The sequence below is a fragment of the Rhodoferax sp. genome, assembly GCF_034519335.1.
Classification (GTDB): Bacteria; Pseudomonadota; Gammaproteobacteria; order Burkholderiales; family Burkholderiaceae_C; genus Allorhodoferax.
This window is the reverse complement of the sequence record NZ_JAXHOL010000038.1, coordinates 60,503-85,875: the sequence shown is the minus strand read 5'-3', so window position 1 is coordinate 85,875 and position 25,373 is coordinate 60,503. Positions and strand designations below refer to the sequence as shown.

General features: G+C 60.3%; 25 protein-coding genes. 16 read left to right on the top strand and 9 right to left on the bottom strand.

The window, feature by feature from the left end:
- The first annotated feature begins 165 nt into the window (after nucleotides 1-165).
- The 7 genes from U5O12_RS16955 (at nucleotide 166) to U5O12_RS16925 (ending at nucleotide 7,754) form a co-directional block, all read left to right on the top strand.
- Nucleotides 166-1,155 carry a malate dehydrogenase gene (locus tag U5O12_RS16955; protein ID WP_322579781.1) on the top strand — a complete coding sequence of 330 codons (990 nt, stop codon included), beginning with the start codon at nucleotides 166-168 and terminating at the stop codon, nucleotides 1,153-1,155.
- A gap of 181 nt (nucleotides 1,156-1,336) precedes the next feature.
- Nucleotides 1,337-2,296, top strand: a complete 960-nt coding sequence (locus tag U5O12_RS16950) for an HpcH/HpaI aldolase/citrate lyase family protein (protein WP_416221513.1) — start codon at nucleotides 1,337-1,339, stop codon at nucleotides 2,294-2,296.
- Nucleotides 2,297-2,310: 14 nt separating this feature from the next.
- The gene (locus U5O12_RS16945) at nucleotides 2,311-2,883 is read left to right on the top strand and encodes a hypothetical protein (protein ID WP_322579779.1); all 573 of its coding nucleotides are present in this window, start codon (nucleotides 2,311-2,313) and stop codon (nucleotides 2,881-2,883) included.
- 65 nt (nucleotides 2,884-2,948) lie between these two features.
- Nucleotides 2,949-5,534 carry a bifunctional aconitate hydratase 2/2-methylisocitrate dehydratase gene (gene acnB, locus U5O12_RS16940; RefSeq protein WP_322579778.1) on the top strand — a complete coding sequence of 862 codons (2,586 nt, stop codon included), beginning with the start codon at nucleotides 2,949-2,951 and terminating at the stop codon, nucleotides 5,532-5,534.
- Between the two features lie 80 nt (nucleotides 5,535-5,614).
- Nucleotides 5,615-5,983 carry a DMT family protein gene (locus tag U5O12_RS16935; protein ID WP_322579922.1) on the top strand — a complete coding sequence of 123 codons (369 nt, stop codon included), beginning with the start codon at nucleotides 5,615-5,617 and terminating at the stop codon, nucleotides 5,981-5,983.
- Nucleotides 5,984-6,076: 93 nt separating this feature from the next.
- Nucleotides 6,077-6,724, top strand: a complete 648-nt coding sequence (locus tag U5O12_RS16930; RefSeq protein WP_322579777.1) for a DUF47 domain-containing protein — start codon at nucleotides 6,077-6,079, stop codon at nucleotides 6,722-6,724.
- Nucleotides 6,725-6,743: 19 nt separating this feature from the next.
- Entirely contained in the window at nucleotides 6,744-7,754 is a 1,011-nt protein-coding gene (locus tag U5O12_RS16925; RefSeq protein ID WP_322579776.1) for an inorganic phosphate transporter, read from the top strand.
- Here U5O12_RS16925 and U5O12_RS16920 read toward each other — a convergent pair.
- On the bottom strand, nucleotides 7,735-8,208 hold the full coding sequence (locus tag U5O12_RS16920) for a hypothetical protein (RefSeq protein ID WP_322579775.1): 474 nt from the start codon (nucleotides 8,206-8,208) through the stop codon (nucleotides 7,735-7,737). The two genes, U5O12_RS16925 and U5O12_RS16920, sit on opposite strands and share 20 nt — an antisense overlap.
- On the bottom strand, nucleotides 8,205-8,738 hold the full coding sequence (locus U5O12_RS16915) for an N-acetyltransferase family protein (protein ID WP_322579774.1): 534 nt from the start codon (nucleotides 8,736-8,738) through the stop codon (nucleotides 8,205-8,207). Before U5O12_RS16915 ends, U5O12_RS16920 begins: the two co-directional genes overlap by 4 nt.
- A 118-nt stretch (nucleotides 8,739-8,856) precedes the next feature.
- Between U5O12_RS16915 and rpsP the strand changes: the two genes are divergently transcribed.
- The 6 genes from rpsP to U5O12_RS16885 all read left to right on the top strand — a co-directional run bounded on the left by rpsP (nucleotide 8,857) and on the right by U5O12_RS16885 (nucleotide 12,681).
- Nucleotides 8,857-9,108, top strand: a complete 252-nt coding sequence (gene rpsP, locus U5O12_RS16910) for a 30S ribosomal protein S16 (protein WP_322579773.1) — start codon at nucleotides 8,857-8,859, stop codon at nucleotides 9,106-9,108.
- 56 nt (nucleotides 9,109-9,164) lie between these two features.
- Entirely contained in the window at nucleotides 9,165-9,728 is a 564-nt protein-coding gene (rimM, locus tag U5O12_RS16905; protein ID WP_322579772.1) for a ribosome maturation factor RimM, read from the top strand.
- A gap of 11 nt (nucleotides 9,729-9,739) precedes the next feature.
- The gene (gene trmD / locus U5O12_RS16900; protein ID WP_322579771.1) at nucleotides 9,740-10,486 is read left to right on the top strand and encodes a tRNA (guanosine(37)-N1)-methyltransferase TrmD; all 747 of its coding nucleotides are present in this window, start codon (nucleotides 9,740-9,742) and stop codon (nucleotides 10,484-10,486) included.
- A gap of 115 nt (nucleotides 10,487-10,601) precedes the next feature.
- Nucleotides 10,602-10,973, top strand: a complete 372-nt coding sequence (gene rplS, locus U5O12_RS16895; RefSeq protein ID WP_296470393.1) for a 50S ribosomal protein L19 — start codon at nucleotides 10,602-10,604, stop codon at nucleotides 10,971-10,973.
- Nucleotides 10,974-11,069: 96 nt separating this feature from the next.
- Nucleotides 11,070-11,747: a CoA pyrophosphatase gene (locus tag U5O12_RS16890; RefSeq protein ID WP_322579770.1), complete on the top strand. Its 678-nt coding sequence runs from the start codon at nucleotides 11,070-11,072 to the stop codon at nucleotides 11,745-11,747.
- 13 nt (nucleotides 11,748-11,760) lie between these two features.
- Entirely contained in the window at nucleotides 11,761-12,681 is a 921-nt protein-coding gene (locus U5O12_RS16885; RefSeq protein WP_322579769.1) for a cobalamin biosynthesis protein, read from the top strand.
- 10 nt (nucleotides 12,682-12,691) lie between these two features.
- On the opposite strand, the gene rsgA is transcribed toward U5O12_RS16885, so the two are convergent.
- The 3 genes from rsgA to U5O12_RS16870 are packed head-to-tail and all read right to left on the bottom strand — an operon-like array spanning nucleotide 12,692 to nucleotide 15,262.
- On the bottom strand, nucleotides 12,692-13,666 hold the full coding sequence (gene rsgA / locus U5O12_RS16880; RefSeq protein ID WP_416221512.1) for a ribosome small subunit-dependent GTPase A: 975 nt from the start codon (nucleotides 13,664-13,666) through the stop codon (nucleotides 12,692-12,694).
- Complete coding sequence (locus U5O12_RS16875) at nucleotides 13,618-13,968, bottom strand: 4a-hydroxytetrahydrobiopterin dehydratase (RefSeq protein ID WP_322579767.1); 351 nt, start codon at nucleotides 13,966-13,968, stop codon at nucleotides 13,618-13,620. The genes rsgA and U5O12_RS16875 overlap by 49 nt, the downstream gene beginning before the upstream one ends.
- Nucleotide 13,969: 1 nt before the next feature.
- Nucleotides 13,970-15,262, bottom strand: a complete 1,293-nt coding sequence (locus U5O12_RS16870; RefSeq protein WP_322579766.1) for a M48 family metallopeptidase — start codon at nucleotides 15,260-15,262, stop codon at nucleotides 13,970-13,972.
- 36 nt (nucleotides 15,263-15,298) lie between these two features.
- Between U5O12_RS16870 and orn the strand changes: the two genes are divergently transcribed.
- Nucleotides 15,299-15,880, top strand: a complete 582-nt coding sequence (gene orn / locus U5O12_RS16865; protein ID WP_322579765.1) for an oligoribonuclease — start codon at nucleotides 15,299-15,301, stop codon at nucleotides 15,878-15,880.
- A 230-nt stretch (nucleotides 15,881-16,110) separates the two neighbouring features.
- Nucleotides 16,111-18,051, top strand: a complete 1,941-nt coding sequence (locus U5O12_RS16860; protein WP_322579764.1) for a DEAD/DEAH box helicase — start codon at nucleotides 16,111-16,113, stop codon at nucleotides 18,049-18,051.
- A gap of 72 nt (nucleotides 18,052-18,123) precedes the next feature.
- Here U5O12_RS16860 and U5O12_RS16855 read toward each other — a convergent pair whose 3' ends face one another.
- Both U5O12_RS16855 and U5O12_RS16850 read right to left on the bottom strand, forming a co-directional pair.
- Complete coding sequence (locus tag U5O12_RS16855) at nucleotides 18,124-18,993, bottom strand: NAD(P)-dependent oxidoreductase (RefSeq protein ID WP_322579763.1); 870 nt, start codon at nucleotides 18,991-18,993, stop codon at nucleotides 18,124-18,126.
- 108 nt (nucleotides 18,994-19,101) lie between these two features.
- Nucleotides 19,102-20,079 carry a GMP reductase gene (locus U5O12_RS16850; RefSeq protein ID WP_322579762.1) on the bottom strand — a complete coding sequence of 326 codons (978 nt, stop codon included), beginning with the start codon at nucleotides 20,077-20,079 and terminating at the stop codon, nucleotides 19,102-19,104.
- A 191-nt stretch (nucleotides 20,080-20,270) separates the two neighbouring features.
- On the opposite strand from U5O12_RS16850, the gene U5O12_RS16845 reads away from it, so the two are divergent.
- Nucleotides 20,271-22,712 (top strand): UvrD-helicase domain-containing protein, encoded by a 2,442-nt coding sequence (locus U5O12_RS16845; protein ID WP_322579761.1) that lies wholly within the window; start codon nucleotides 20,271-20,273, stop codon nucleotides 22,710-22,712.
- A gap of 3 nt (nucleotides 22,713-22,715) precedes the next feature.
- Here the strand turns inward: U5O12_RS16845 and fahA are convergent, their stop codons facing one another.
- Both fahA and hmgA read right to left on the bottom strand, forming a co-directional pair.
- The gene (gene fahA / locus U5O12_RS16840; protein ID WP_322579760.1) at nucleotides 22,716-23,993 is read right to left on the bottom strand and encodes a fumarylacetoacetase; all 1,278 of its coding nucleotides are present in this window, start codon (nucleotides 23,991-23,993) and stop codon (nucleotides 22,716-22,718) included.
- Nucleotides 23,990-25,309, bottom strand: a complete 1,320-nt coding sequence (hmgA, locus tag U5O12_RS16835; RefSeq protein ID WP_322579759.1) for a homogentisate 1,2-dioxygenase — start codon at nucleotides 25,307-25,309, stop codon at nucleotides 23,990-23,992. The genes fahA and hmgA overlap by 4 nt, the downstream gene beginning before the upstream one ends.
- Nucleotides 25,310-25,373 lie beyond the last annotated feature (64 nt).

Genomic DNA, 25,373 nt, shown 5'->3' with positions numbered 1-25,373 from the left:
AAGTCAGTCTCGAAATGGAGTCCAATCATATCTTATATAAGACATAAGACAAATTGACGCAGTGCGGAAATCGGGAGTAAACTCTCGCGCATTCTGCAGCGCCATACCGTTGGCATGAAGCGCTGGTCCCACGCCGTTTTCACCACACTTCCTGGAGTTTTTACCATGAGCAAGAAACCCGTCCGCGTAGCCGTTACCGGCGCAGCAGGCCAAATCGGATACGCCATTTTGTTCCGCATCGCCTCTGGCGAGATGCTGGGCAAGGACCAGCCTGTCATTCTGAGCTTGCTCGAAGTTCCCGTGGAAAAAGCCCAGCAAGCGCTGCAAGGCGTGATCATGGAATTGCAAGACTGCGCCTTCCCTCTGCTGGTGGGCATTGAAGCGCACAGCGATCCTTTGGCCGCGTTCAAGGATGTGGACTACGCCCTGCTGATCGGTTCGCGTCCCCGTGGCCCCGGCATGGAGCGTGCCGAATTGCTGGCTGTGAACGCGGAAATCTTCACCGCCCAAGGCAAGGCCCTCAACGCCGTGGCCAGCCGCAATGTGAAGGTGCTGGTGGTGGGCAACCCTGCCAACACCAACGCCTACATTGCCATGAAGAGCGCGCCGGACCTGCCACGCAAAAACTTCACTGCCATGCTGCGTCTGGACCACAATCGTGCGCTGAGCCAGCTCGCTGCCAAGACTGGCAAGGCCGTGGCCGATATCGAAAAAATGACTGTTTGGGGCAACCACTCGCCCACCATGTACGCCGACTACCGCTTTGCCACCATCAAGGGCGAAAGCGTCAAGGCCATGATCAACGACGAAGTCTGGAACAAAGACACCTTCCTGCCCACCGTGGGCAAGCGCGGAGCGGCCATCATTGCGGCACGCGGCGTGTCGTCTGCTGCTTCTGCTGCCAATGCTGCGATCGACCATATGCGTGACTGGGCCCTGGGCACCAACGGCAAGTGGGTCACCATGGGTATTCCCTCGGATGGCCAGTACGGTATTCCCAAGGACACCATGTTCGGTTTTGCCGTGACCTGCGAAGGCGGCGAATACAAGTTGGTGGAAGGCTTGGAAGTGGATGCGTTCAGCCAAGAGCGCATCAATATCACGCTCAAAGAGTTGCAAGAAGAGCAAGCTGGCGTTGCCCACCTGCTGAAGTAAAGCGGGCCTGACCGTGCGCAGCGCTGGGCCGTCCCAAGCAAGCACAGTCCCGTTGGGGGACAGCGCCGCACATGCAGTAGCAAGCGTGGGGGGGCGCCACCCCCGCGACGTTCTTCTCGGCGCTCCGGGTGCGACAGGCTTGTTGCCTGTTTGCGATCACTACAGTGGTGTCGAGGCGCGGATGGTCAAAAGCCTGCAATTGCAGGCCGAAATGACCGAGGAGTTCGGGGTCTGCGTTTTTGACGTGACCCTGGACTGCGAAGATGGCGCTCCTGTAGGTGGTGAAGATGACCATGCAAATATGGTTGTAGCCCTTGCCAATGCTGCGCAAGAAGCTCCTGATTTGGTAGCAAAAGGTTTGCGCCGTCGGGTCGGTGTCCGGGTGCATGCCGTGGACCATGCCGAGTTTGCGGCCGATGTGCATACCGTGGTCGGTCTGGCGGGTGCTGCGCTGAGCTACCTCATGGTGCCCAAGGTGGAGTCCTTGGCCGATGTGGAGCGTATCGTGGCTGCCATGGACGCCGCTGCCCGGCCTGGCAGTGTGCCGTTACCCCTGCATGTGTTGATTGAGTCGCCTGCGGCGGTGCACCGTGCGTTTGAGATTGCAGCGCATCCGCGCGTGCAGTCCATCAGCTTTGGGCTGATGGACTTTGTCTCCAGCCACGGTGGCGCCATTCCTTCGTCGGCCATGGGCGTGCGACGTCCGGATGATGGTGCCACGCTCGACCAGTTTCACCATCCTTTGGTATTGCGGGCCAAGCTGGACATCGCAAGTGCATGTCACGCATTTGGCAAAGTGCCATCCCATTGCGTCGTCACCGAGTTCGGCGACGTGGCTGCTCTGCAAAGCGCAGCGCGTGTGGCTTCCCGAGCACTGGGCTACACCCGCATGTGGAGCATTCATCCGAACCAGATTCGCCCCATAGTGGAAGCCCTGGCGCCCGATGCGGACGAAGTGGCCTTGGCTGCACACGTTGTGCAGGAAGCCCAACGTGCAGAGTGGGCGCCTATCGCTGTGGACGGCAAATTGCACGATCGGGCCAGCTACCGTTATTTCTGGCACGTATTGGAACGTGCCCACCAAACTGGGCGTGCGCTGCCGGAGGCAGCCATGTCCTTTTTTTCTGTGCCGGTACATTGAAGCAGGAGTTCGCCATGTTGAAGTCTCTGGTTTGGGGTTTGTTTACGCTTGGATTCTGTGTGGTGGCTGTCCAAGCGGCTGAGCCTGCCAAGGTGCGCAGCAAGACGGCACGCAAAGTTCCTGTCGCCAGCGTGCCGGTTGCCGTGCAAGAGCCGGAGTTGCCCGTGGTTTTATCCGAAGCCCAACTGGCCGTAGCCCAGCGTGTGGTGCTTGGCAAAGTGCCCTGTGAATTGGGGGCCCAGGTTGCGGTGTCGGCACACCAGTCGGTACCCGGGCGTTTTGTGCTGGAGCATGGGAAGCAGAAGTTTCACATGGTGCCGGTGTTGACCAGCACTGGGGCGATTCGCCTGGAAGACGCCTCCAGTGGCGCCGTGTGGCTGCAGCTGGCGAACAAATCCATGCTGATGGACCAGAAACAAGGCCGCCGTTTGGCCGATGCCTGCATGAATGCCGAGCAGGTGGTGGTGGCCGATGCCATGGAGCGCTCACCGGCCCCCAATTTGCTTGAACCCCTGCCGACGCCCCCTGCTGCAGTTGCTGTGCCCGCAGCGCCGCCGTCCGAAGTTGTTCGTACTGCTACCAATTAAATAGCTGCTCGCGCATATCCCATAAGGGTTTGTGCGGCATTTTGTTCTTACTGAAGGAGAAGATGATGTTGAAAGCCTACCGTGACCATGTGGCCGAACGCGCCGCGCTGGGCATCCCCCCGCTGCCCCTGTCTGCCAAGCAGACCAGCGAACTGATTGAATTGCTCAAAGCGCCTCCCGCCGGTGAAGAAGCCTTTTTGGTCGACCTGATCACCCACCGCGTGCCTGCGGGTGTGGACGATGCCGCCAAGGTCAAAGCCAGCTATCTGGCTGCTGTGGCCCACGGCACTGAAAAGTGCGCCCTGATCTCCCGCGCCCGCGCTACCGAGCTGCTGGGCACCATGCTGGGTGGCTACAACATCAGCCCCATGGTTGACCTGCTGGACGATGCAGCGGTGGCTGCCGAGGCCGCAGAAGGTCTGAAGAAGACCTTGCTGATGTTCGACCAGTTCCACGACGTCAAGGAAAAGGCCGACAAGGGCAACACCTTTGCCAAGGCTGTGTTGCAAAGCTGGGCTGACGCCGAGTGGTTCACCAGCCGCCCTGAAGTTCCCCAGAGCATCACTGTGACCATCCTGAAGGTCACCGGCGAAACCAACACCGACGACCTCTCTCCTGCGCCTGACGCTTGGAGCCGCCCTGACATCCCTTTGCATGCTTTGGCCATGTTGAAGAACAAGCGCGATGGCATCACCCCTGAGGAAGATGGCAAGCGCGGCCCGGTCAAGTTCATTGAAGACCTGCGCGCCCGTGGCAACTTGGTTGCCTACGTGGGTGACGTGGTCGGTACCGGCTCCAGCCGCAAGTCCGCCACCAATTCCGTGCTGTGGTTCACCGGTGAAGACATTCCCTACGTTCCCAACAAGCGTTTCGGCGGCGTGTGCCTGGGCACCAAGATCGCTCCTATCTTCTACAACACCATGGAAGATGCCGGCGCTCTGCCTATCGAGCTGGATGTGAACCAGATGAACATGGGCGACGTGGTGGAGCTGCGCCCCTACGACGGCAAGGCCTTCAAAGACGGCAAAGAAATCGCATCCTTCCAAGTCAAGAGCGATGTGCTGTTTGACGAAGTGCGTGCCGGTGGCCGTATCCCCCTGATCATCGGCCGTGGCTTGACGGCCAAGGCCCGTGAAGCCTTGGGCTTGGCTCCATCCACTTTGTTCCGCTTGCCCCAGAACCCGACTGACACCAAGAAGGGTTTCAGCCTGGCCCAGAAGATGGTCGGTCGCGCTTGTGGCCTGCCCGAAGGTCAAGGCGTGCGCCCCGGTACCTACTGCGAACCCAAGATGACCTCCGTCGGTTCGCAAGACACCACCGGCCCGATGACCCGCGACGAACTGAAAGACCTGGCTTGCCTGGGCTTCTCTGCCGACTTGGTGATGCAGTCGTTCTGCCACACCGCCGCGTACCCCAAGCCAGTCGACGTGAAGATGCACCACGAACTGCCTGATTTCATCAGCACCCGTGGCGGTGTGTCCCTGCGTCCCGGTGACGGTGTGATTCACTCCTGGCTCAACCGAATGTTGCTGCCTGACACCGTAGGCACTGGTGGCGACAGCCACACCCGTTTCCCTATCGGTATCAGCTTCCCCGCAGGTTCCGGTTTGGTGGCGTTTGCCGCGGCCACTGGCGTGATGCCATTGGACATGCCTGAGTCGGTCTTGGTGCGCTTCAAGGGCAAGATGCAAAACGGCGTGACCCTGCGTGACCTGGTCAATGCCATTCCCTTGTACGCCATCAAGGCAGGCTTGCTGACTGTCGAGAAGAAGGGCAAGAAGAACATTTTCTCCGGCCGCATTCTCGAAATCGAAGGTTTGCCAGACCTCAAAGTGGAGCAAGCATTCGAGTTGTCCGATGCGTCCGCTGAACGCTCGGCTGCCGGTTGCACCGTGCACCTGAACAAGGAACCGATCATCGAATATGTCACCAGCAACATCACCATGATGAAGTGGATGATTGCCAATGGTTATGCCGATGCCCGTACGCTGTCCCGCCGCATTGCGGCTCAGGAAGCCTGGCTGAAGAACCCTGAGTTGCTCAAGGGAGACGCAGATGCAGACTATGCCGCCGTGATCGAAATCGACTTGGCAGATATCCACGAACCTATCGTGGCTTGCCCCAACGATCCGGACGATGTGAAGACATTGGCCGAAGTCGCTGGCGCGAAGATTGATGAAGTGTTCATCGGCTCCTGCATGACCAACATCGGTCACTTCCGTGCCGCTTCCAAGCTGATGGAGGGCAAGCGCGACATTCCGGTCAAGCTGTGGATTGCACCTCCGACCAAGATGGACGCCAAGCAGCTGAGCGACGAAGGCCACTACGGCGTGTTGGGTGGCGCTGGTGCCCGCATGGAAATGCCGGGCTGCAGCCTGTGCATGGGCAACCAGGCGCAGGTGAAAGAGGGCGCTACCGTGTTCTCCACCTCGACCCGCAACTTCCCCAACCGCCTGGGCAAGAACAGCAATGTGTACTTGGGCTCCGCCGAACTGGCTGCCATCTGTTCCAAGCTGGGTCGTATTCCCACCAAGGAAGAGTATCTGGCTGACATGGGCGTATTGACTGCTGCCAGCGACAAGGTGTACCAGTACCTCAACTTTGACAAGATCAGTGACTACACTGAGTCTGCGGCGACCGTGAACGCGTAAGCACGCTACGGCGGAAAGTGACAAAAGCCCTGCGGCGCAAGCTGCGGGGCTTTTTGCATGGTCGCGGGATAATTAGAGTTATGAATTTTCTTTCCTCCATCCCTCTCTCTTGGCAAACCATTTTGCTGTTGGTTGCCAGCAATGTTTTCATGACTTTCGCTTGGTATGGTCACCTGAAAAGTCTGGCCACCGTGCCTTGGTACACCGCAGCCTTGGTCAGTTGGGGTATCGCCCTGTTTGAGTATTTGCTGCAAGTGCCTGCCAACCGCATCGGCTTCCAGCAGGCCGGATTTTCGGTGGCGCAACTCAAGATCATGCAGGAGGTCATTACCTTGCTGGTCTTCCTGCCGTTTGCCATGGTCTACCTGAAACAGCCTTTCAAAATGGACTTTGTGTGGGCAGGACTGTGCATGGTGGGGGCGGTGTATTTTATTTTTCGTACCCCCTGAAGGCGTCAGATACCCTCTGGTTAGGGGCGGTTACACTCCGCGCAGCCCGGATTTAGTCACAAAACCGTCATATTCATTCGTTAGGAGCCCGTGATGCTGTTTGGAAAGTTGTTGCCGCGTGAAGGCAATTTTTTTGAAATGTTCAACCAGCATGCAGATCGCATCGTCGAGGCGGCACATGCATTTTCCAAGCTCGTCGCCAATTACAACGATCTGGACTTGCGCGCCAAATACAACCAGGAAGTGGACGATGCCGAACGTGCGGCCGACCGTGTGACCCACGAATGCAACAAGGCCATCCACATCACCTTCATCACGCCGATTGACCGCGAGCAGATCCACTCGTTGATCAACACCATGGACGACGTGGCGGACTTGATTCAAGACTCTGCCGAGACCATGGCGCTGTACGACGTGCGCCACATGACGGAAGAGATTAGCCGGCTGACGGACCTGAGCGTGAAGTGCTGTGAGCGCTTGCGGGATGCGGTCAAGCTGCTGGGCAATATTGCCGACCAGAATACGGCCGAAGCGGCCTTGAAGACCTGTGAGGAAATCGACCGTTTGGAGTCCGACGCCGACCGCGTGATGCGCACTGCCATGAGCAAGCTCTTCCGAGAAGAGCCCGATGTGCGGGAGGTGATCAAGCTCAAGGCAATTTACGAGTTGTTGGAGACCATCACCGACAAGTGTGAAGACGTGGCCAATGTGATCGAGGGCATCATCCTCGAAAACTCCTGATCGCTCGGCAGGAATCACTATGGAAAACGTACAGGCAGCCCTGTGGGTGGTGATATTGCTGGTGGCCTTGGCGCTGCTGTTCGACTTCATGAGCGGTTTTCATGATGCGGCTAACTCGATTGCTACGGTTGTCTCGACGGGTGTGCTCAAGCCGGGGCAGGCAGTTTTATTCGCAGCCTTCTTCAACTTCATTGCTATTTTTGTATTTCACCTGAGCGTAGCTGCCACAGTGGGCAAGGGTATCGTGCAGCCAGGGGTGGTGGATACCCACGTGGTATTTGGCGCACTGGTAGGTGCCATTACCTGGAATGTGATCACCTGGTACTACGGCATTCCCAGCAGTTCGTCCCACGCGCTGATTGGCGGCATTGTGGGTGCGGTGATTGCCAAGGCCGGGGCGGGGGCTTTGGTTTCCTCTGGAATCATCAAAACGGTGGCATTTATTTTTGTATCACCTTTGCTTGGCTTTACCTTGGGCTCGGTCATGATGGTGATCGTGGCGTGGGTGTTCCGTCGCTCACGGCCATCCCGCGTAGACAAGTGGTTCCGTCGCTTGCAATTGGTGTCCGCTGGTGCGTACAGCCTGGGTCATGGCGGTAACGATGCGCAAAAAACCATTGGCATTATCTGGATGATGTTGATTGCTACGGGCTACGTTGCCGCATCAGACAGCTCGCCGCCTACTTGGACTATCGTGTCCTGCTACGTGGCGATTGGTGCGGGTACCATGTTTGGAGGTTGGCGTATTGTCAAAACCATGGGTCAGAAGATCACCAAACTCAAGCCTGTCGGCGGTTTCTGCGCTGAAACAGGTGGCGCCATGACTTTGTTCCTTGCCACGGCCCTGGGTATTCCGGTCTCCACAACCCATACCATCACGGGCGCTATCGTGGGTGTGGGCTCCACCCAGCGCGCCAGCGCAGTGCGCTGGGGCGTGGCCGGCAACATTGTGTGGGCCTGGGTTCTGACGATTCCTGCAGCAGCTTTTGTCGCTGCAATCGCCTATTGGGTCAGTCTCCAGATTTTTTGATTGTGCTGCCTTGGGACAGGCTGCTCGCCTGTTCCATCTGGTACTCAAAATAGCGCTGGATGCTGAACGCCAGACTGGCCATCAACACGGTGGTGCCCAGCATCAGAGCAACACCTAAACCAATGATGGTGAACCAGTTGCTGCTGCCTTGAGCGGCATCTTCAGGTGCTTGTGGGTTGAACTTTTGATTCCACTGCTGTGCGGACATCAATCCATAGACAATACTGGTGAGCGCACATCCCGCGAGCGTGAAACCCAACAAGGGCATCAGCACCCAACTCCATTGATCGTCCACTCCGAAGGCGCGTGCACGCAGCACGCCATAACACCCAAGCAGCGTGGGGATGGGCAGCAGGAGCGCCAGTGTGTCAAATCTGCCCAAAAGATAGCGTCTGTGCAGGCCCAGTGCTCCAAACAATAGCGTGACCCAAACTGCGATGGTTTTGTTTTTCATTTCGCTGCATCCGCAGCAGGAGTGCTGTTTCCCGCGCCGATAAAGCGTTCCATCAACACCACGTCCAGCCAGCGTTCAAATTTCCACCCGCATGCGGAAAGAATCCCAACTGACTGAAAGCCGCAACTGCGGTGCACGCCAATCGAGCCTTGGTTTGCGGAGTCACCGATCACTGCAATCAGCTTGCGCACGCCAGCGCGCTCGGCTTGGGCCATCAGTTCTTGCAACAGCAAGCGCCCCAGCCCACGACCTGCAGCAGCGGGTGCCAAGTAAATTGAATCTTCGGCGGAGAAACGGTAAGCAGGGCGCGGCTTGAACCAGTTGCAGTAGGCAAACCCTATGACGCCGGTGCCATCCTCCAGCACAAGGTAGGGGAGCCCCTTGGATAGCACATCCGCGCGCCGACCTGCCATGTCAGCTTCTGTGGGGGGGGTGATCTCAAAAGTCCCTGTGCCATGGAGCACATGGTGGGCATAAATGGCGGTCATTGCGCCGATGTCGGCATCTGTACTAGGGCGAATTTTTGTCATGAAGATGGAAAACGTTATAATGGAGAGCTATTCAGAGTGTCACTGGCCGGGTGGTCAGTTGCGTGTCTCAACTTTGAATTAAATGGCTGATTTATGTCAGTCACCCAAAGGATAAATCATGGTCGTCATTCGACTCGCCCGTGGCGGTGCAAAAGCTCGCCCGTTTTTCAATATTGTTGTTGCCGACAAGCGTAGCCGTCGTGACGGCCGCTTCATTGAGCGTATCGGCTTTTACAACCCCATCGCTACCGCCAGCGAAGAGAGCATCCGCATTGCGCAGGATCGCCTGACTTACTGGCAGGGCGTTGGCGCCCAAGCGTCTCCCACAGTGGAACGCCTGATCAGTCAAGCTGCTAAAAAAGCAGCCTAATAGGTCCTGTCGGTCACGCGGCGTAAGCTGCCTGACCGACATCCTTTCCCCGAATCATGCTCTCTGGCCTCGAAGCTGCTGAACTGCCGGCTGACGCCATTGAAGTCGGGCGCATCTCCGATGCGTGGGGAATCAAGGGCTGGTTCAAAATCCTGCCCTATAGCGCCAACCCCGAGGCGCTTTTCTCTTCCAAGCATTGGTTTCTATTGCCGACCGAAAAAGGTGTCAAAACCTTCTCAGGTACGGTGCAAATGGCAGTCAAGGAAGTGAAAGAACACTCCGACACCGTTGTGGCCTGCGCCCGCGATGTTGATGACCGCAATGCCGCTGAGGCTCTGCGTGGTGCGCGTATCTTTGTTTCTCGTGCATCCTTTCCCGCTGCTGCCCAAGACGAGTACTACTGGGTCGACCTGATCGGCCTGAACGTGGTCAACCGTCAGGATGAGGATTTGGGCATCGTGCGTGAGCTGCTGTCGACTGGGCCGCAGACCGTGCTGGTGCTGGAGTATCAGCAGGACGGCAAGCCTCAGGAACGCATGATTCCGTTCGTCTCCGCCTATGTGGATGAGGTGGATCTGGCGGCTAAGCGTATTCGCGTGGACTGGCTTGCTGACTACTGAGCGACAAGCGCATGCGCTTTGACGTCATCACGCTGTTTCCCGAGCTATTCGAACCTTTTCTCAAGGTCGGCATCACGCGTCGCGCGTACGAGACCGGTCAGGTGCAGGTGCACCTGACGAATCCCCGTGACTTTGCCAGCGGCAACTACCGCCGTGTCGATGACCGTCCTTTTGGCGGTGGGCCTGGTATGGTGATGATGGCGGAGCCGCTTGAAAAAGCTCTGCTGGCCATACGTGCCAGCCGCAACGACAACGCACCGGTCTTGCTGTTTTCCCCCATTGGTCAAACCCTGAACCATGCAGTCGTGGAGCGCTGGTCCGCAAGCGAGGGCGCCATTCTGGTTTGCGGCCGTTACGAGGGCCTGGATCAGCGTTTTATTGACCGCCATGTCGACGGTCAGATCAGTCTGGGCGACTTTGTGCTCTCGGGAGGGGAGTTGGCTGCCATGGCCATGCTGGACGCCATTGCACGCCTGCAACCCGGCGTACTCAGCGATGCCGACAGCCACCACCTGGATAGCTTCAACCCCGCTTTGGACGGCTTGCTGGACTGCCCGCACTACACCCGGCCCGACACCTGGGCTGACCAAGCTGTGCCTGCTGTGCTGATGTCAGGCCACCATGAGCAGATCGAGCGCTGGCGGCGCGAACAGCGCTTGGCGCTGACTGCCCAGCACCGCCCCGATTTGCTGGAGGCTGCGCGCCAGCAGGGGCACCTAGACACGCGTGACGAGCGCTATTTGGCTGGCAAACATTAAGCTTGCTATAATAGTGGGCTAACCGATCCTCTGCTCGGCCAGGCCACGCTTCCTTGGGAAGGCTGTGGTTGGTACCAATTCCGGTGCCGGCGCTTGCAAGATCACGAAGGAAATCATGAACCTGATCCAAACTCTTGAGCAAGAAGAAATTGCTCGCCTGGGTAAAACCATTCCCGAATTCGCACCTGGCGACACTGTCATTGTGAGCGTCAACGTGGTCGAAGGCACCCGCAAGCGCGTGCAGGCCTACGAAGGTGTTGTGATTGCCAAGCGCAATCGTGGCCTGAACAGCGGCTTCATCGTGCGCAAGATCTCCAGCGGTGAAGGCGTGGAACGTACTTTCCAAACCTACAGCCCCCTGATCGCCAGCATCGAAGTCAAGCGCCGTGGTGACGTGCGCCGTGCCAAGCTGTACTACCTGCGTGACCGCAGCGGCAAGTCGGCTCGTATCAAGGAAAAGCTGCCAGCGAAGAAAACAGCCGCGTAATTCAACGCACTGTTTTTGGCAAGAAGCCGCCCCAGCATCTGTCTGCGGCGGCTTTTTTCATGGCGCGACTGATTTCATATTTTCGAGTGGCATTGAGTGAGCAACCCACCCTTGTTTGACCCGCGTGCGGTACCTGTCATTGGGCGCGATGCGCACTTGCCTGCAGTGCTTTCCGAGGCACTGCAGCCTGCGGCCTTGCGCCTGCGCTTTGCTGCGCCTCCCTTGTGGTCGCCTGAGTTGCGAGCCGAGCCTAGCTTCTCCAGCCGCGCGCCGGCCGCGGCCTCCGTGCTGGTTCCTTTGGTGATGCGCGAGACCTTGACCGTCTTGTTGACGCACCGGACCAGCCATTTGTCCAGCCATTCGGGCCAGGTTGCGTTTCCAGGTGGCAAGGTGGATCCTGATGACGCCGATGCAGTGGCCACGGCACTGCGGGAGGCGCAGGAAGAAATAGGCTTGGCACCCGTGCATGTGGAGGTGTTGGGCACCATGCCGACGTACACCACAGGCAGCGCGTTTGTGGTGACTCCCGTTGTGGCGCTCGTGAGCGAAGCGATGGCGGTGGAAGCCAACCCGCATGAAGTGGCTCAGATATTCGAGGTGCCACTGCCGTTTCTCATGGACCCAGCCAACCACCAGCGCCACCGTGTGCAGTGGGAAGGGCAGGCGCGCGAATGGTTGTCTATGCCTTACCACGATGGGCAGATGGAGCACTTTATTTGGGGCGCGACGGCGGGCATGCTGCGCAATCTCTACCGATTCCTGCAGGCGCACTGATTATGATTGCCGCATGAGTTTCATCGCCATCCTTCTCGCGCTCCTGCTGGAGCAGGCCAAGCCGCTGCCGCAGATCAATCCAGTGCACAACGTGGTGCGCAACTGGGTGCGTTGGGTCATGCGCAACTTTGATGCGGGCAAGCCCCAGCATGGTTGGTTGGCCTGGTCGCTGGCGGTGCTGGGCCCCAGCTTGGCGGTGCTGGCGGTGCATTGGCTGTTGGTGTGGCAGTTGGGTTGGGCATTGGCCGTCGTGTGGAACGTGGTCATCCTCTATGCCACCTTGGGCTTTCGCCAGTTCAGCCACCATTTCACGCTGGTGCGTGATGCTTTGCACGCTGGGGACGAAGCTGCGGCACGCGAGTCCCTGGCGCAGTGGATGCGCATTGACACCAGCGCCTTGCCACGCAGCGAGATGGTGCGCCATGTGATTGAACATTCGGTGCTGAGCGCCCACCGCCATGTGTTTGGCGTTTTTGTGTGGTATTCGCTGCTGACGGCGCTGGGCCTAGGGCCAGCGGGTGCTGTGTTTTATAGGGTTAGTGAATACGTGGCCGTGTTTACCAAGCGCACACCACGCCCCGAGGCGGCACCGGTGAGTGATGCCGTTCGCAGCCACGCGCAGCGTGCCTGGGCGGTGATCGATTGGCTGCCCGCCCGCGTCACCGCGCTGAGTTTTGCCTTTGTGGGAAGCTTTGAAGAAGCGGTGGACAGCTGGCGCCGCCATGAGGCGGTTCACCCGCTGGACAACGACGGCGTGGTGTTGGCCGCAACCGCCGGTGCAGTGAATGTGCGCCTTGGGGAGAACGACCCTGCTGCCAGTGGCCTGGTACCAGAGCTCGCCCATTTGCGCGCCGTGGTGGGCCTTGTCTGGCGCACCGTGGTGATGTGGATGGTGTTCTTGGCGCTTCTCTCCGTGGCGCGCCTGATCGGTTAAAACTCTTGATTCAGTAACGGGTCTGCGACAACTCGGCGAACAGGTCGTTGTAAATTTTGTAGCGGTTCGCGCTGATTCCATGCGGGACAGCGCCCTCTTTGACCTTATTGATCACGCCACAACCCGGCTCGTGCAGGTGGCTGCAGTTGTAGAACTTGCATTCCTGCGCATGGGCCTTGATGTCGGGCATCAGGCTGGCCAGATGCATGGGCTCAATGTGGTTGAGGCCAAACTCCTGAAACCCCGGTGAGTCGATCACGGCGGTGGTTCGGGCTGCATCCACCCAGTACAAGTTGGTGCTGGTGGTGGTGTGCTTGCCGGAGTTCAGCGCGGTGGAAATCTCATTGGTCAACACCTGTGCGTTGGGAATCAGCCGGTTAATCAGCGTGCTTTTGCCCGAACCGGACGGTCCCAGCACCAGCGTGGTTTTGCCTTGCATCAAGGGTATCAGTGTGTCGAGTTCCGTGGCACTGATGTCTTCGGCTTTGGGCTTGAGGGCGAGCGGAACCACCTGGTAGCCCATCTCGCGGTAGACGCCCATGCGCTCCCAGGCGCGACCAAAAGGCTCGGCCAAATCACTTTTGTTGAGCGCGATGATGGGGCGGATCTTCTCGGCCTCGGCGGCAATCAGCGCGCGGCAGAGTTGGCTCTCGGAAAACTCGGGTTCGGCCGCGATCAGGATCAGCACCTGGTCCAGGTTGGCCGCAAACGACTTGGTACGGATTTCGTCCTGCCGGTAAAACAGGTTGCGACGGGGGAGTACCTTCTCGATCGTGCCCTCATCCTGCGTGGCCTGCCAGAGCACTTGGTCACCCACTACGGTTTGGCTCTTCTTGCCACGCGGGTGGCAGATCAGGCGGCGGCCATCGGGCGTTTCCACCCACACATGGCGGCCGTGGCCGGCGACGACGATTCCGGGTTCCAGTGGGGGCGCGCTCAAAGTGGGGCCTGGGCGGTGAGCAGCGCGTCGACCAGCGCGGCGCATTCAAAATCAGAGCGCGACACGCCCTGTACATCGTGCGTGTTGAAGCGCACAGAGCAGCTGCCGTAGCCCACCAACATTTCAGGGTGGTGATCTTGCTGTTCGGCGATAAAAGCGACGGCGTTCACAAACGCCATGGTTTTTAAGAAGTTGTCGAAGCGGTAGGTCTTTTCGATGGCCACGTCAGCGCCATCACCATGCAGTTTCCAGCCCTCCATTTTAGCCAAAATTGCTATGATTTGTGTAGCTGTTAGCGCAGTGCGGACGGGGGCTAGAGGCACTTTTTGTTCTAAATTTTGTGTCATGTCAGGTTCCTGCCGCAACGGTGCCCATGCGGCCCAGGCGTTCGGACGCGGGCGGGTGCGAGTAGTAAAACTTGACGTACACCGGGTCCGGTGTAAGCGTGGATGCGTTGTCCTTGTAAAGCTTGAGCAGGGCGGACGACAGGTCGGCACCGCTGGTGTGGGCGACGGCGTAGGCGTCAGCCTCGAACTCGTGTTGGCGCGATAGCTGGGCAAACACCGGGCCGACAAAGCTGCCCAAGAGCGGCAGCGCCATCATGAATAGCAGCAGGGCGAGTGCGTCGTTGGCGCCTGTCATGCTGGGCAGTACGCCCAGGCCGGTGTAGAACCACACCTGCTGGCTCACCCAGCCCAGCAGCGCAAAGCCCAGCAGGCTCAGGCCAAACAGCGAGACCATGCGTTTGACGATGTGCTTGTGCTTGAAGTGCCCCAGCTCGTGCGCCAGCACCGCGTCCACTTCGGCCGGGCTTAGCTGGGCCAGCAGGGTGTCGTAAAACACCACCCGCTTGGAGGCGCCAAAGCCCGTGAAGTAGGCATTGGCATGTGCGCTGCGCTTGCTGCCGTCCATCACATAAAAGCCTTTGGAGGTGAAGCCACAGCGCGCCATGAGGGCAGACACACGGTCTTTCAGCGCAGCATCGTCCAGCGGCTTGAACTGGTTGAACAAGGGGGCGATCCAGGTCGGGTAGACCAGCAGCATCAGCAGATTGAAACCCATCCACACGCCCCAGGTCCAGACCCACCAGTAGGCGCCGGTGGCACCCATCATCCAGACAACCAAGGCGGCAATGGGCAGGCCGATGACGGCGCCCACCAGCGTGGACTTGATCAAGTCTTGCAGCCAGAGCTTGGGTGTGATTTTGTTGAAGCCAAAGCGCTGCTCCAGCACAAAGGTGCGGTACAGCGTGAAGGGCAGGTCCAGCACCGAGCCGATCACCATGAATACGGCCAGTAAGGCGACTTGCTGCAGCACGCCGGGTTCCATCCATTGCAGTAGCGCCTGGTTCAGCCAGGACAGACCGCCCAGCAGGGTCCAGCCCAGCACCACGGCCGTGCCGAAGGCCAACTCCAGCAAACCCAGGCGCCCTTGGGCGATGGTGTAGTCGGCGGCTTTGTGGTGGGCTTCCAGGCTGATCTGCGCCTGAAAGGCCGCAGGCACGGTGGCGCGGTGCTGCGCCACATGGCGCATCTGGCGGGTGGCCAGCCAGAATTTAAGGATGACGCTGGCCACCAAAGCCAGGGCAAAGGCAGCGGTCATCAGCACGGAATAGTTCGTCACGGTAGAAGCGTCGGTCATGGCGCGAGAGTTTAGGCCATCGGCGACAATGGCGGCATGGCTGAATCCAACATCCCCACAACTGCCGTCTTGGCAAAATCCGACAAAAACCTGGTCTGGCTGGACTGCGAAATGACGGGCCTGGAGCCCGAGGTGGACCGCATCATCGAGATTGCCGTCATCGTCACAGACCCCCATCTTGGCAACCGGGTGGAGGGGCCGGTGTTTGTGATCCACCAAAGCGATGCGCAACTGGACAAAATGGACGCCTGGAACAAGGGCACTCACGGCAAGAGCGGCCTCATCGACAAGGTGAAGGCGTCCACCACGACCGAAGCCGAGGCCGAAGCCGCATTGATTGCCTTCTTGAGCCAGTACGTGCCCGCCAACGGCTCGCCCATGTGCGGCAACAGCATTGGCCAGGACCGGCGCTTCCTCGTCAAGTACATGCCCAAGTTGGAGGCTTTCTTCCACTACCGCAACCTGGATGTGAGCACGCTGAAAGAGTTGGCCAAGCGTTGGAAGCCCGGCGTGGCGGAGTCGTTCAAGAAGCAGCAGAAGCACACGGCGCTGGCTGATGTGCATGAATCGGTGGACGAGCTGGCCCACTACCGGACCCACTTTTTGAAATTGGATTAGGTAAAAACCCGAATCCGTGTGATAATCGCGGGCTTCGCTGGTAACGCAGTTGGCGGCCAGCGAATTTTGTACATCTCCCTTCATTCACCGGGCACGCTTTTCTAAGCGATATACGCCCCCAGCACTGAAACCCCCACGGCGGGGCAGAGCAGGTTCCGTTTGATGGTTGATGTTTTTTAACCATTAACGGAGCAGTCGCACAACCTGCGGCGCTCTCGTGTGAGAAAAATATGACTGACGCATTTGATGTGACAGGCGAATTCGCGCCTGCCGAAAACCTTTCCGTACCCGCTAATACCGTGGAATCCACTGGCGTAACCGCCGAGCTGGACGCTGCTGATGCCGTGGAAACCATTGAAGCCCCCAACGGCTTTGTCGAATTGGGTTTGGCCTCCGAGCTGGTGCAAGCCTGTAAGGACCTGGGTTACACCCAACCCACCACCGTGCAAAGCAAGGCCATTCCTTTGGCCATGGGCTCCGGCGCGACCAAAGACCAGGCTGCCAAGTACATCGACTTGATGGTCTCCAGCCAGACCGGCTCCGGCAAGACCGCAGCCTTCTTGCTGCCTGTGCTGCACACCTTGCTGACCCAACTGGCCCAAGCCGAAGCCGACGAGCGCGCCGAGTTCGAGCGCCTGACCGCTGAAGCCCTGGCCAAAGGTGAGCCCGCTCCCAAGCGCGCCAAGCGCAAGGACCCCACCAACGTCCGCAACTTCAAGGCTCCCACCCCTGGTGCCCTGATCGTATGCCCTACCCGTGAACTGGCCCAACAAGTGGCGCACGACGCCATCGATCTGGTGCAACATTGCCGCGGTCTGCGCGTTGCCAACATCGTGGGCGGCATGCCTTACCAATTGCAAATCGCCAAGCTGCAAAACGCCAATCTGGTGGTGGCCACGCCTGGCCGTCTGCTGGACCTGCAACGCTCCATGCAAATCAAGCTGGACCAAGTCCAGTTCTTGGTGGTGGACGAAGCTGACCGTATGTTGGACCTTGGCTTCTCCGATGACCTGGCTGAAATCAACCAGCTGACGATTGGCCGCAAGCAAACCATGATGTTCAGCGCGACCTTCGCCCCCCGCATTCAGCAGCTCGCTGCCCGCGTGATGCGCGAACCCCAGCGCGTCACCATCGACAGCCCGCAAGAAAAACACGCCAACATCAAGCAAGTGCTGCATTGGGCCGACAACGCCCAGCACAAGCGCAAGCTGCTGGACCACTGGTTGCGCGACACCAGCATCAACCAGGCCATCATTTTTGCCAGCACCCAGATCGAGTGCGATGGCTTGGCCAACGACCTGCAGCAAGACGGCTTCGACGCTGTGGCCCTGCACGGTGCCCTGAGCCAGGGTCTGCGCAACCGTCGCCTGATGGCCCTGCGCCAAGGCCAGGTGCAATTTCTGGTGGCGACCGATGTGGCCGCCCGCGGTATTGACGTGCCCACCATCACCCACGTCTTCAATTTTGGCCTGCCGATGAAGGCCGAGGACTACACCCACCGTATCGGCCGTACTGGCCGTGCCGGTCGCGATGGCCTGGCCATCACCTTTGCCGAAATGCGCGATCGCCGGAAGATTTTCGACATTGAAGCCTACAGCCGCCAGCCCATCAAGGCCGAGACCATCCCTGGTCTGGAGCCCCAGCAGCGTGCGCCTGAATCGCGTCCCAGCTTTGGCGGCCGTGGCAACGGTGGCGGCTTCGGCGGTGATCGTGATCGCAAGTTCGGCAATGGTCCCCGCGAAGGTGGCTTTGGTGGCAACCGCAGCAACGGCCCCCGTGAAGGTGGCTTCGGTGGTGGTAATCGTGGCTTTGGTGGACGCCCTGAAGGCGGCGGCCGTGGTTTCGGCGACAGCGCCCGTGACTTCGGTGGTGCAGCCAAAGAAGGTTTTAGCTACGAACGCAAGGGCGGTTTCAACGACCGCTTTGCCGGCCAAGGCGCCCCCCGTGGTGACGCACGTCCTCCCCGTGGCGACTTCCAGCCGCGTGGCGATTTCGGAGCCCCTCGCGGTGACTTTGGCGCCCCGCGTGGTGACTTCGGTGCTCCTCGTGGTGATTTTGGAGCTCGCAAGCCCGCTTTCGGCAAGCCCACTGGCTTTGCCAAGCCCGGCAATGGTGGCAAGGTGTTTGTGCCCCGTGACGCCAAGAAGCGTCCTGCACGCAACGCCGACTGATCCATCCCGGATCGCCCAGCAAAAAGGCCTCGCAAGAGGCCTTTTTTTCGTCTCGAGGTGGTGTGACTTGGTTTAGGCCATGCCGTTGCGGCTGGCCAGCTCCACAAACAGGCCCGCGTGGTCCAGGTCGGCCAGACCGTGGTCGATGCCTTGGGCGTAGAGCTGTTCAAACAGCGCAGTGATGGGCGCATCAAAGCCCACTTCGCTGGCGGTGGCCAGCGCGTTGCGCAGGTCCTTGATTTGCACGGTCATGCGCGCACGTGGTGCAAAGTCGCGGTCCACCATGCGCTGGCCATGCACCTGCAGGATGCGGCTGTCCGCAAAACCACCGGTGATGGCCTCTTTGACCTTGCCCATGTCGGCGCCCCCGCGTTCGCACAGCAGCAGCGCTTCGGCCACCACGCCAATGGTGGCACCCACGATCATCTGGTTTGCCAGTTTGGTGAGTTGCCCGGAGCCAATCGGCCCTACATGGGTGGGGCGGCCAAACACCTTGAGCACCGGCACCGCGCGCTCAAAGTTGCTGGCCTTGCCGCCCACCATGATGGCCAGCGTGCCTTGTTCGGCGCCCACGGTGCCACCGGACACAGGCGCATCCAGATAGTCCACTCCCAGCTCGCTCAGACGGGCGGCATGGTCTTTGGCTTCAATCGGTTTGATGGAGGACATGTCCACCAGCAGGGTGCCGGGCGCAATGCCGGCCGCAGCGCCCAGCTCAAACAACACATGGCCGACCACACCGCCGTGGTCTAGCATGAGGATGACCAGTTCGGCGCCGTTTACGGCTTGGGCGGGGGTGTTATGTACGGTGGCGCCCAGCGGTGCCAAGGCTTCGGCCTTGCTGCGGGTGCGGTTCCACACGTGAACCGCATGCCCCGCCTCACACAGGCGGCGACCCATGGGCAGGCCCATGAGGCCGATGCCGAGTAATGCTATTTTCATGGTGACTCTTATGCTCCTCGGCACAAGAATAGCGCCACGCGCCGCAAGGCGGGTGACAGGGGCTATTCAAAGGCTGTCGAATCCCTGACAGCCTTCCGCCCCCGGGACTTACATCAGCAGGTGCTCACCCGCGTTGTCGCCACCCAGCGTCACGTAGTTCACCTTGCGGATGTCCATGAGCTTTTTGCCGCCGGCGTAGCTGATGGAGCTTTGCACGTCCTGCTCCATCTCCACAAGCGTGTCGGCCAGCTTGCCCTTGATCGGCTCCAGAATGCGCTTGCCTTCCACGTGCTTGTACTCGCCCTTGTTGAAGTCGCTGGCCGAGCCGTAGTACTCCTTGAACAGCGCGCCGTCCACTTCCACGGTCTTGCCTGGGCTTTCTTCGTGGCCGGCAAACAGCGAGCCGATCATCACCATGCTGGCACCAAAGCGGATGCTCTTGGCGATGTCGCCATGGCTGCGGATGCCACCGTCGGCAATGATGGGCTTGGTCGCCACGCGGGCGCACCACTTGAGCGCGGACAGCTGCCAGCCGCCCGTGCCAAAGCCAGTCTTGAGCTTGGTGATGCAGACCTTGCCGGGGCCCACGCCCACCTTGGTGGCATCGGCGCCCCAGTTTTCAAGGTCAATCACGGCTTCCGGTGTGGCCACATTGCCAGCAATGACGAAGCTGCCGGGCAGGTGCTTCTTCAGGTAGATGATCATGTCGCGCACGCTGTCGGCGTGGCCGTGGGCGATATCGATGGTGATGTACTCGGGCGTTACACCCAGCTTGACCAATTCATCGACCGTGGCGTAGTCAGGTTTCTTCACACCCAGCGAGATGGACGCGAACAAGCCCTTGGCGTGCATGGCCTGGGTGAACTTCACGTTGTCCAGGTCAAAGCGGTGCATCACGTAGAAGTAGCCGTTCTGCGCCAGCCATTCGCAGATGGACTCGTCCACCACAGTCTTCATGTTGGCGGGTACGGCGGGGATGCGGAATTTGCGGCTGCCCAGTTCGACGCTGGCATCACATTCAGAACGGCTCTCCACCCGGCATTTGCGGGGCAGCAAGAGGATGTTGTCGTAGTCAAAAATTTCCATGGTCCAAGCTCCTATCCAAAGTTTTCAGGTTCAAAACAATGGGCGCTTGGAACGGACCCGGCCATAAAAAAACCGGGTCCCAATTGCTTGGGCCCGGTGCGCGATTCTAGGCGGATTGGGGGCAGGGCGGTATATGGATTTTTGTATGGGGGCCAAACAGGCGGCACACGGAGCCTTTCTACAATCGGGGCATGCATTCCCTCGCCGCCCCTGGCAACACCTCTCCCCTGTTACATAACCTCAACCCGGAGCAGCTGGCCGCTGTGACGCTGCCAGCCGAGCACGCACTGATTCTGGCGGGAGCGGGCTCAGGCAAAACCCGGGTGCTGACTACGCGAATCGCCTGGCTGCTGCAAAACGGCTATGTCTCCCCCGGTGGCATTTTGGCGGTCACCTTCACCAACAAGGCCGCCAAGGAGATGATGACGCGACTCTCCGCCATGCTGCCGGTGAATGTGCGTGGCATGTGGATTGGTACCTTCCACGGACTGTGCAACCGCTTTCTGCGTGCGCACTACAAGAACGCGGGCCTGCCGCAGGCCTTCCAGATTCTGGACACGCAGGACCAACTCAGCGCCATCAAGCGCCTGTGCAAGCAGTACAACATCGACACCGAGCGCTTTCCGCCCAAGCAAATGGCCTGGTTCATTGGCAACTGCAAGGAAGAGGGACTGCGTCCCAAGGACGTGGTGGCCAGCGACCCCGACACGCGCAAGAAGATCGAGGTCTACCAGCTCTACGAAGACCAGTGCCAGCGCGAGGGCGTGGTGGATTTTGGTGAGCTGATGCTGCGCTCTTATGAGCTGCTGCGCGACAACAAGCCGATCCGCGAGCACTACCAGCGGCGCTTTCGCCACATCCTGATCGATGAGTTTCAGGATACCAACAAGCTGCAGTACGCATGGGTCAAGATGATTGCGGGGCAGGGCAGCGATGGCTTGCTGAACGGCGCTGGTGGCGCGGTGCTGGCCGTGGGCGATGACGACCAGAGCATCTACGCGTTTCGCGGTGCGCGCGTGGGCAATATGACCGACTTTGTGCGCGAGTTTGCGGTGCGCCAGCAGATCAAGCTGGAAGAAAACTACCGCAGCTACAGCAATATTTTGGACAGCGCCAACGCGCTTATCAGCCACAACAGCCGCCGCCTGGGCAAGAATCTGCGCACCGCGCAGGGCGCGGGCGAGCCGGTGCGCGTGTACGAGGCACCCACCGACTTTGCCGAGGCGCAGTGGATGGTGGACGAGATGAAGCAGCTCATTCGCGAGGATGTGGAGCGCAAGGAAATTGCGGTGCTTTACCGCAGCAACGCACAGAGCCGGGTGATTGAAACCGCGCTGTTTAACGCGGCGATTCCGTACCGCGTGTACGGCGGCCTGCGCTTCTTCGAGCGGGCTGAAATCAAGCATGCGCTGGCGTATTTGCGCCTGCTGGAGAACCCGAACGACGACACCAGCTTTCTGCGCGTGGTGAACTTCCCGGCGCGTGGCATTGGCGCGCGCAGCATCGAGCAGCTGCAAGATCTGGCCAAGGCTACGGGCTGTTCGTTGCACGATGCGGTGAGCACGTTGGGTGGCCGACCCGGCGCGGTGATCGCTGGCTTTGTGGCCAAGCTCGATGTGCTGCGCGAGCAGACCCAAGCGGGTGGCATGAACCTCAAGGACATCATCAAGCTGATGTTGGACAACAGCGGGCTGCGCGAGCACTACGAAAAAGAGCGTGAGGGCGAAGACCGGCTGGAGAACTTGGACGAATTGGTGAATGCGGCCGAAAGTTTTGTGATGCAGGAAGGCTTTGGCCGCGAAGCACCAGGCATGACCGCGCTGGTGAGTTCACCCGATGCCTTGACCCAGAGTCCGGCCAGTCAAGGCCTGAGTGGCGCAGCGCTGGATGCCACGCCCGATGAATTTGGCGACACCGGCGAAACCCTGTCGCCTCTGCAGGCCTTTTTGACCCATGCCGCGCTGGAAGCCGGCGACAACATGGCCGCCGCGGGGCAAGACGCGATCCAACTCATGACGGTGCACTCCAGCAAGGGCCTGGAGTTTGACTGCGTGTTCATCACCGGCATGGAGGAGGGCTTGTTCCCGCATGAGAACTCCATGAGCGACCACGATGGTCTGGAGGAAGAGCGCCGCCTGGCCTACGTGGCCATCACACGGGCGCGCAAGCGCCTGTACCTGAGCCATTCGCAAACCCGCATGCTGCACGGGCAGACGCGTTTCAACCTCAAGAGCCGCTTTTTTGACGAGCTGCCGGAGGAGTGCCTGAAGTACCTCACGCCCAAGCAGCAGCCCATGCCAGCAGGCGGAGGATTCGGTGGCGGGTACGGCGGAGGCTCCGGCAACAGCTGGGGGGGCGGCGGCTATGTTCCTAATTCAGGAGCTGGTCGCGCATATTCCACGGGGGCTTCAGGCCAATTTGGCTCTTATTCTGCACCCCAGAAAGAAGTACCCCGCAAAGAAGAACCCACGGACTTGCGAAAGGGACAAAAGGTGTTCCACGCCAAGTTTGGCGAGGGCACGGTGCTCACGCTGGAAGGTGCGGGCGACGATGCGCGCGCGCAGATCAACTTCCCACGCCACGGCACCAAATGGCTGGCGCTGAGCGTGGCGAAGTTGACGCCGGTGAACTGAGTTTTAGAGCGCTAAAGCTGGCAGCACCGTGCCCCGGCATTCGCCAAAGCCGATACGGCGAAAGCCTTCGCGCACGCAATAGCCGCGCAGGATGATGGTGTCGCCATCTTCCAGCCAGGCGCGGGTCTCAAAGTTGGACAAGGTAAAGGGCTTCTTGCCGCCCACGCTCAATTCCATCAGCGAGCCGCCTTGCTCCGGCGCAGGGCCGGACAGTGTGCCGGTGCCGAATAAATCGCCCGCGCGCAGATTGCAGCCGTTCACCGTGTGGTGGGCTACCAGCTGGGCCACGGTCCAGTAGGCGTCGCGGTAGTTGGATTGGGATAGCTTGTCGCCTGCATGGCCAGCGGCCTGCATCTGCGCCGTCTGGATCCACACCTCTAGTTCAATATTGATAGCGCCCTGCGCAGTATTGGCGGGCGATGCAAGGTAATTTAACGGTGCAGGATCGCCGTCGGGCCGGGTGAACGGCGCGCGGAACGGTGCCAGCGCATCCAGCGTCACCACCCAGGGCGACAGGGTGCTGGCGAAGTTCTTGGCCAGGAATGGGCCCAGCGGCTGGTATTCCCAGCCTTGCACATCGCGGGCGCTCCAGTCGTTGAACAGGGCCACGCCAAACACATGGTTTTCGGCCTGCGCCATCGTGATCGGCTGGCCCAGCGGATTTGGGCGGCCCACCACCAGGCCCAGCTCCAGCTCGTAGTCGAGCCGGCGGCAGGGGCCGAAGCTGGGTGTGTCCTGGTCGGGGGCCTTGGTCTGGCCGTTCGGGCGGCGGAAGCTGCTGCCGCTGGGCTGGATGCTGGAGGCCCGGCCGTGGTAGCCAATCGGCACCCATTTGTAGTTGGGCAGCAGCGGGTTGTCGGGCCGCAGCTGTTTGCCGATGGTGGTGGCGTGGTGGATGCTGGTGTAGAAGTCGGTGTAGTCGCCGATCTCGCAGGGCAAGCCCAGCTGCACATCGGCCTGCGCGTGCAGCGCGACCTGCATCTGGGCTTGCTGCGGGCTGCCAGTGCGTAGGCCGTCCACCAGGGCCTGGCGCAGGGCCCGCCGCGCCGGTGGCGCTAAAAGCAGCAGGCGCTGCATGTCGCTGTGGTCCGTTAGCCCGGCAGCGCGCAGGTCCAGCACCTGGTCGCCAATCGCCACGCCGATGCACCAGTCGGCATCTTGTTCCAACTTGAAGCGGCCAAACGGCAGGTTTTGCAGCGGGAAGTCGCTGGCCGGGTCGTTGGCCGAAGCGACCCAGCTTTGCAGCCCGGCGTCATGGGTGGGGTCGAGCAAGACGGTCATTCGGGGGCTTTCAAAAATGTGTCGGCCAGGCTGCTCCAGCAGTCGGCGTAGGCGGGGTCCAGCGCGCCACCGTGCATGGCGAACGCGGTAGGGATAAAACGGTAGCGGCTTTCCAGCATGAAGGCCAGGGTGTTGTCCAGCTTATGTGGCGCCAGCGTGGCGTGGCTGGCCTTAATGAAGGCGTCGGCATCCGGGCCGTGCGGGACCATGCAGTTGTGCAGGCTGGCGCCTCCGGGCTTGAAGCCTTCGGGTTTGGCGTCGTACTGGCCGGTCACCAGGCCCATGAATTCGCTCATCAGGTTGCGGTGGTACCAGGGCGGGCGGAAGGTGTCCTCGGCCACCATCCAGCGCGGCGGGAAGATCACGAAGTCGCAGTTGGCCGTGCCCGGCGTGTCGCTGGGGCTGGTCAGTACGGTGAAGATGCTGGGGTCGGGGTGGTCAAAGCTGATGGAGCCGATCACCATGAAGTTCGCTGTGTCGTACTTCACCGGGGCCAGGTTGCCATGCCAGGCGACCACGTTGAACGGGGTGCCGCGTTGCTGGTTGCGCCACAGCCGGCCGCCGTACTTCTTGACGATTTCATAGCTGCCTGCGGTGTCTTCAAATGCCGCCACGGGGGCCAGAAAGTCGCGTGCGTTGGCCAGGCCGTTGGAGCCGATGGGGCCCAGCTCGGGCAGGCGAAACGGCGCGCCGTAGTTTTCGCAGACATAGCCACGGGATGCGCCATCGGGCAAACCTACTTTGAATGCCATGCCGCGCGGGATGAGCACAATTTCACCCAGCGCCACGTCCAGCACACCCAGCTCGGTGGTCACGACCAGGCGGCCTTGCTGGGGGATCAGCAGCAGCTCGCCATCGGCATTGACCAGCGCGCGCTGCTGCATCGAGGTGTTGGCGGCATACACCAGCGCCGCCATGCCCACTTGCGCGTCCGGCTCGCCATTGGCTACTACGGTGGCCAGGCCATCGACAAAGTCCACACTGCTGCCATCTGCAGGCAGGGGAAACGGGTTCCAGCGCAAGGGGTCGGGCGGGGTGACTACGCCGCCTGCGGCACCGCTGGTCCAGTGCGCCTGTGCATACGGCTGGTAGCCGCCGCTGACCACCGAGGGTTGGCGGCGGTACAACCAGCTGCGCCGGTTCTCGGCGCGTGGCGCAGTGAATGCCGTGCCCGACACCAGCTCTGCATACAGGCCCAGCGGAGCCTGCTGCGGGCTGTTGCGGCCCTGTGGCAGGCTGCCCGGCACGGCTTCACTGGCGTATTCGTTGCCAAAGCCGCTTTGGTAGCGGCGCTGTACGGAAGAGTCGGCGGTCATGGTTTTGCTCTGTTTTATGTAGCTGCTTGCGCAGGTGGAATATGCGCTAGCGGCCTGTTTGGTT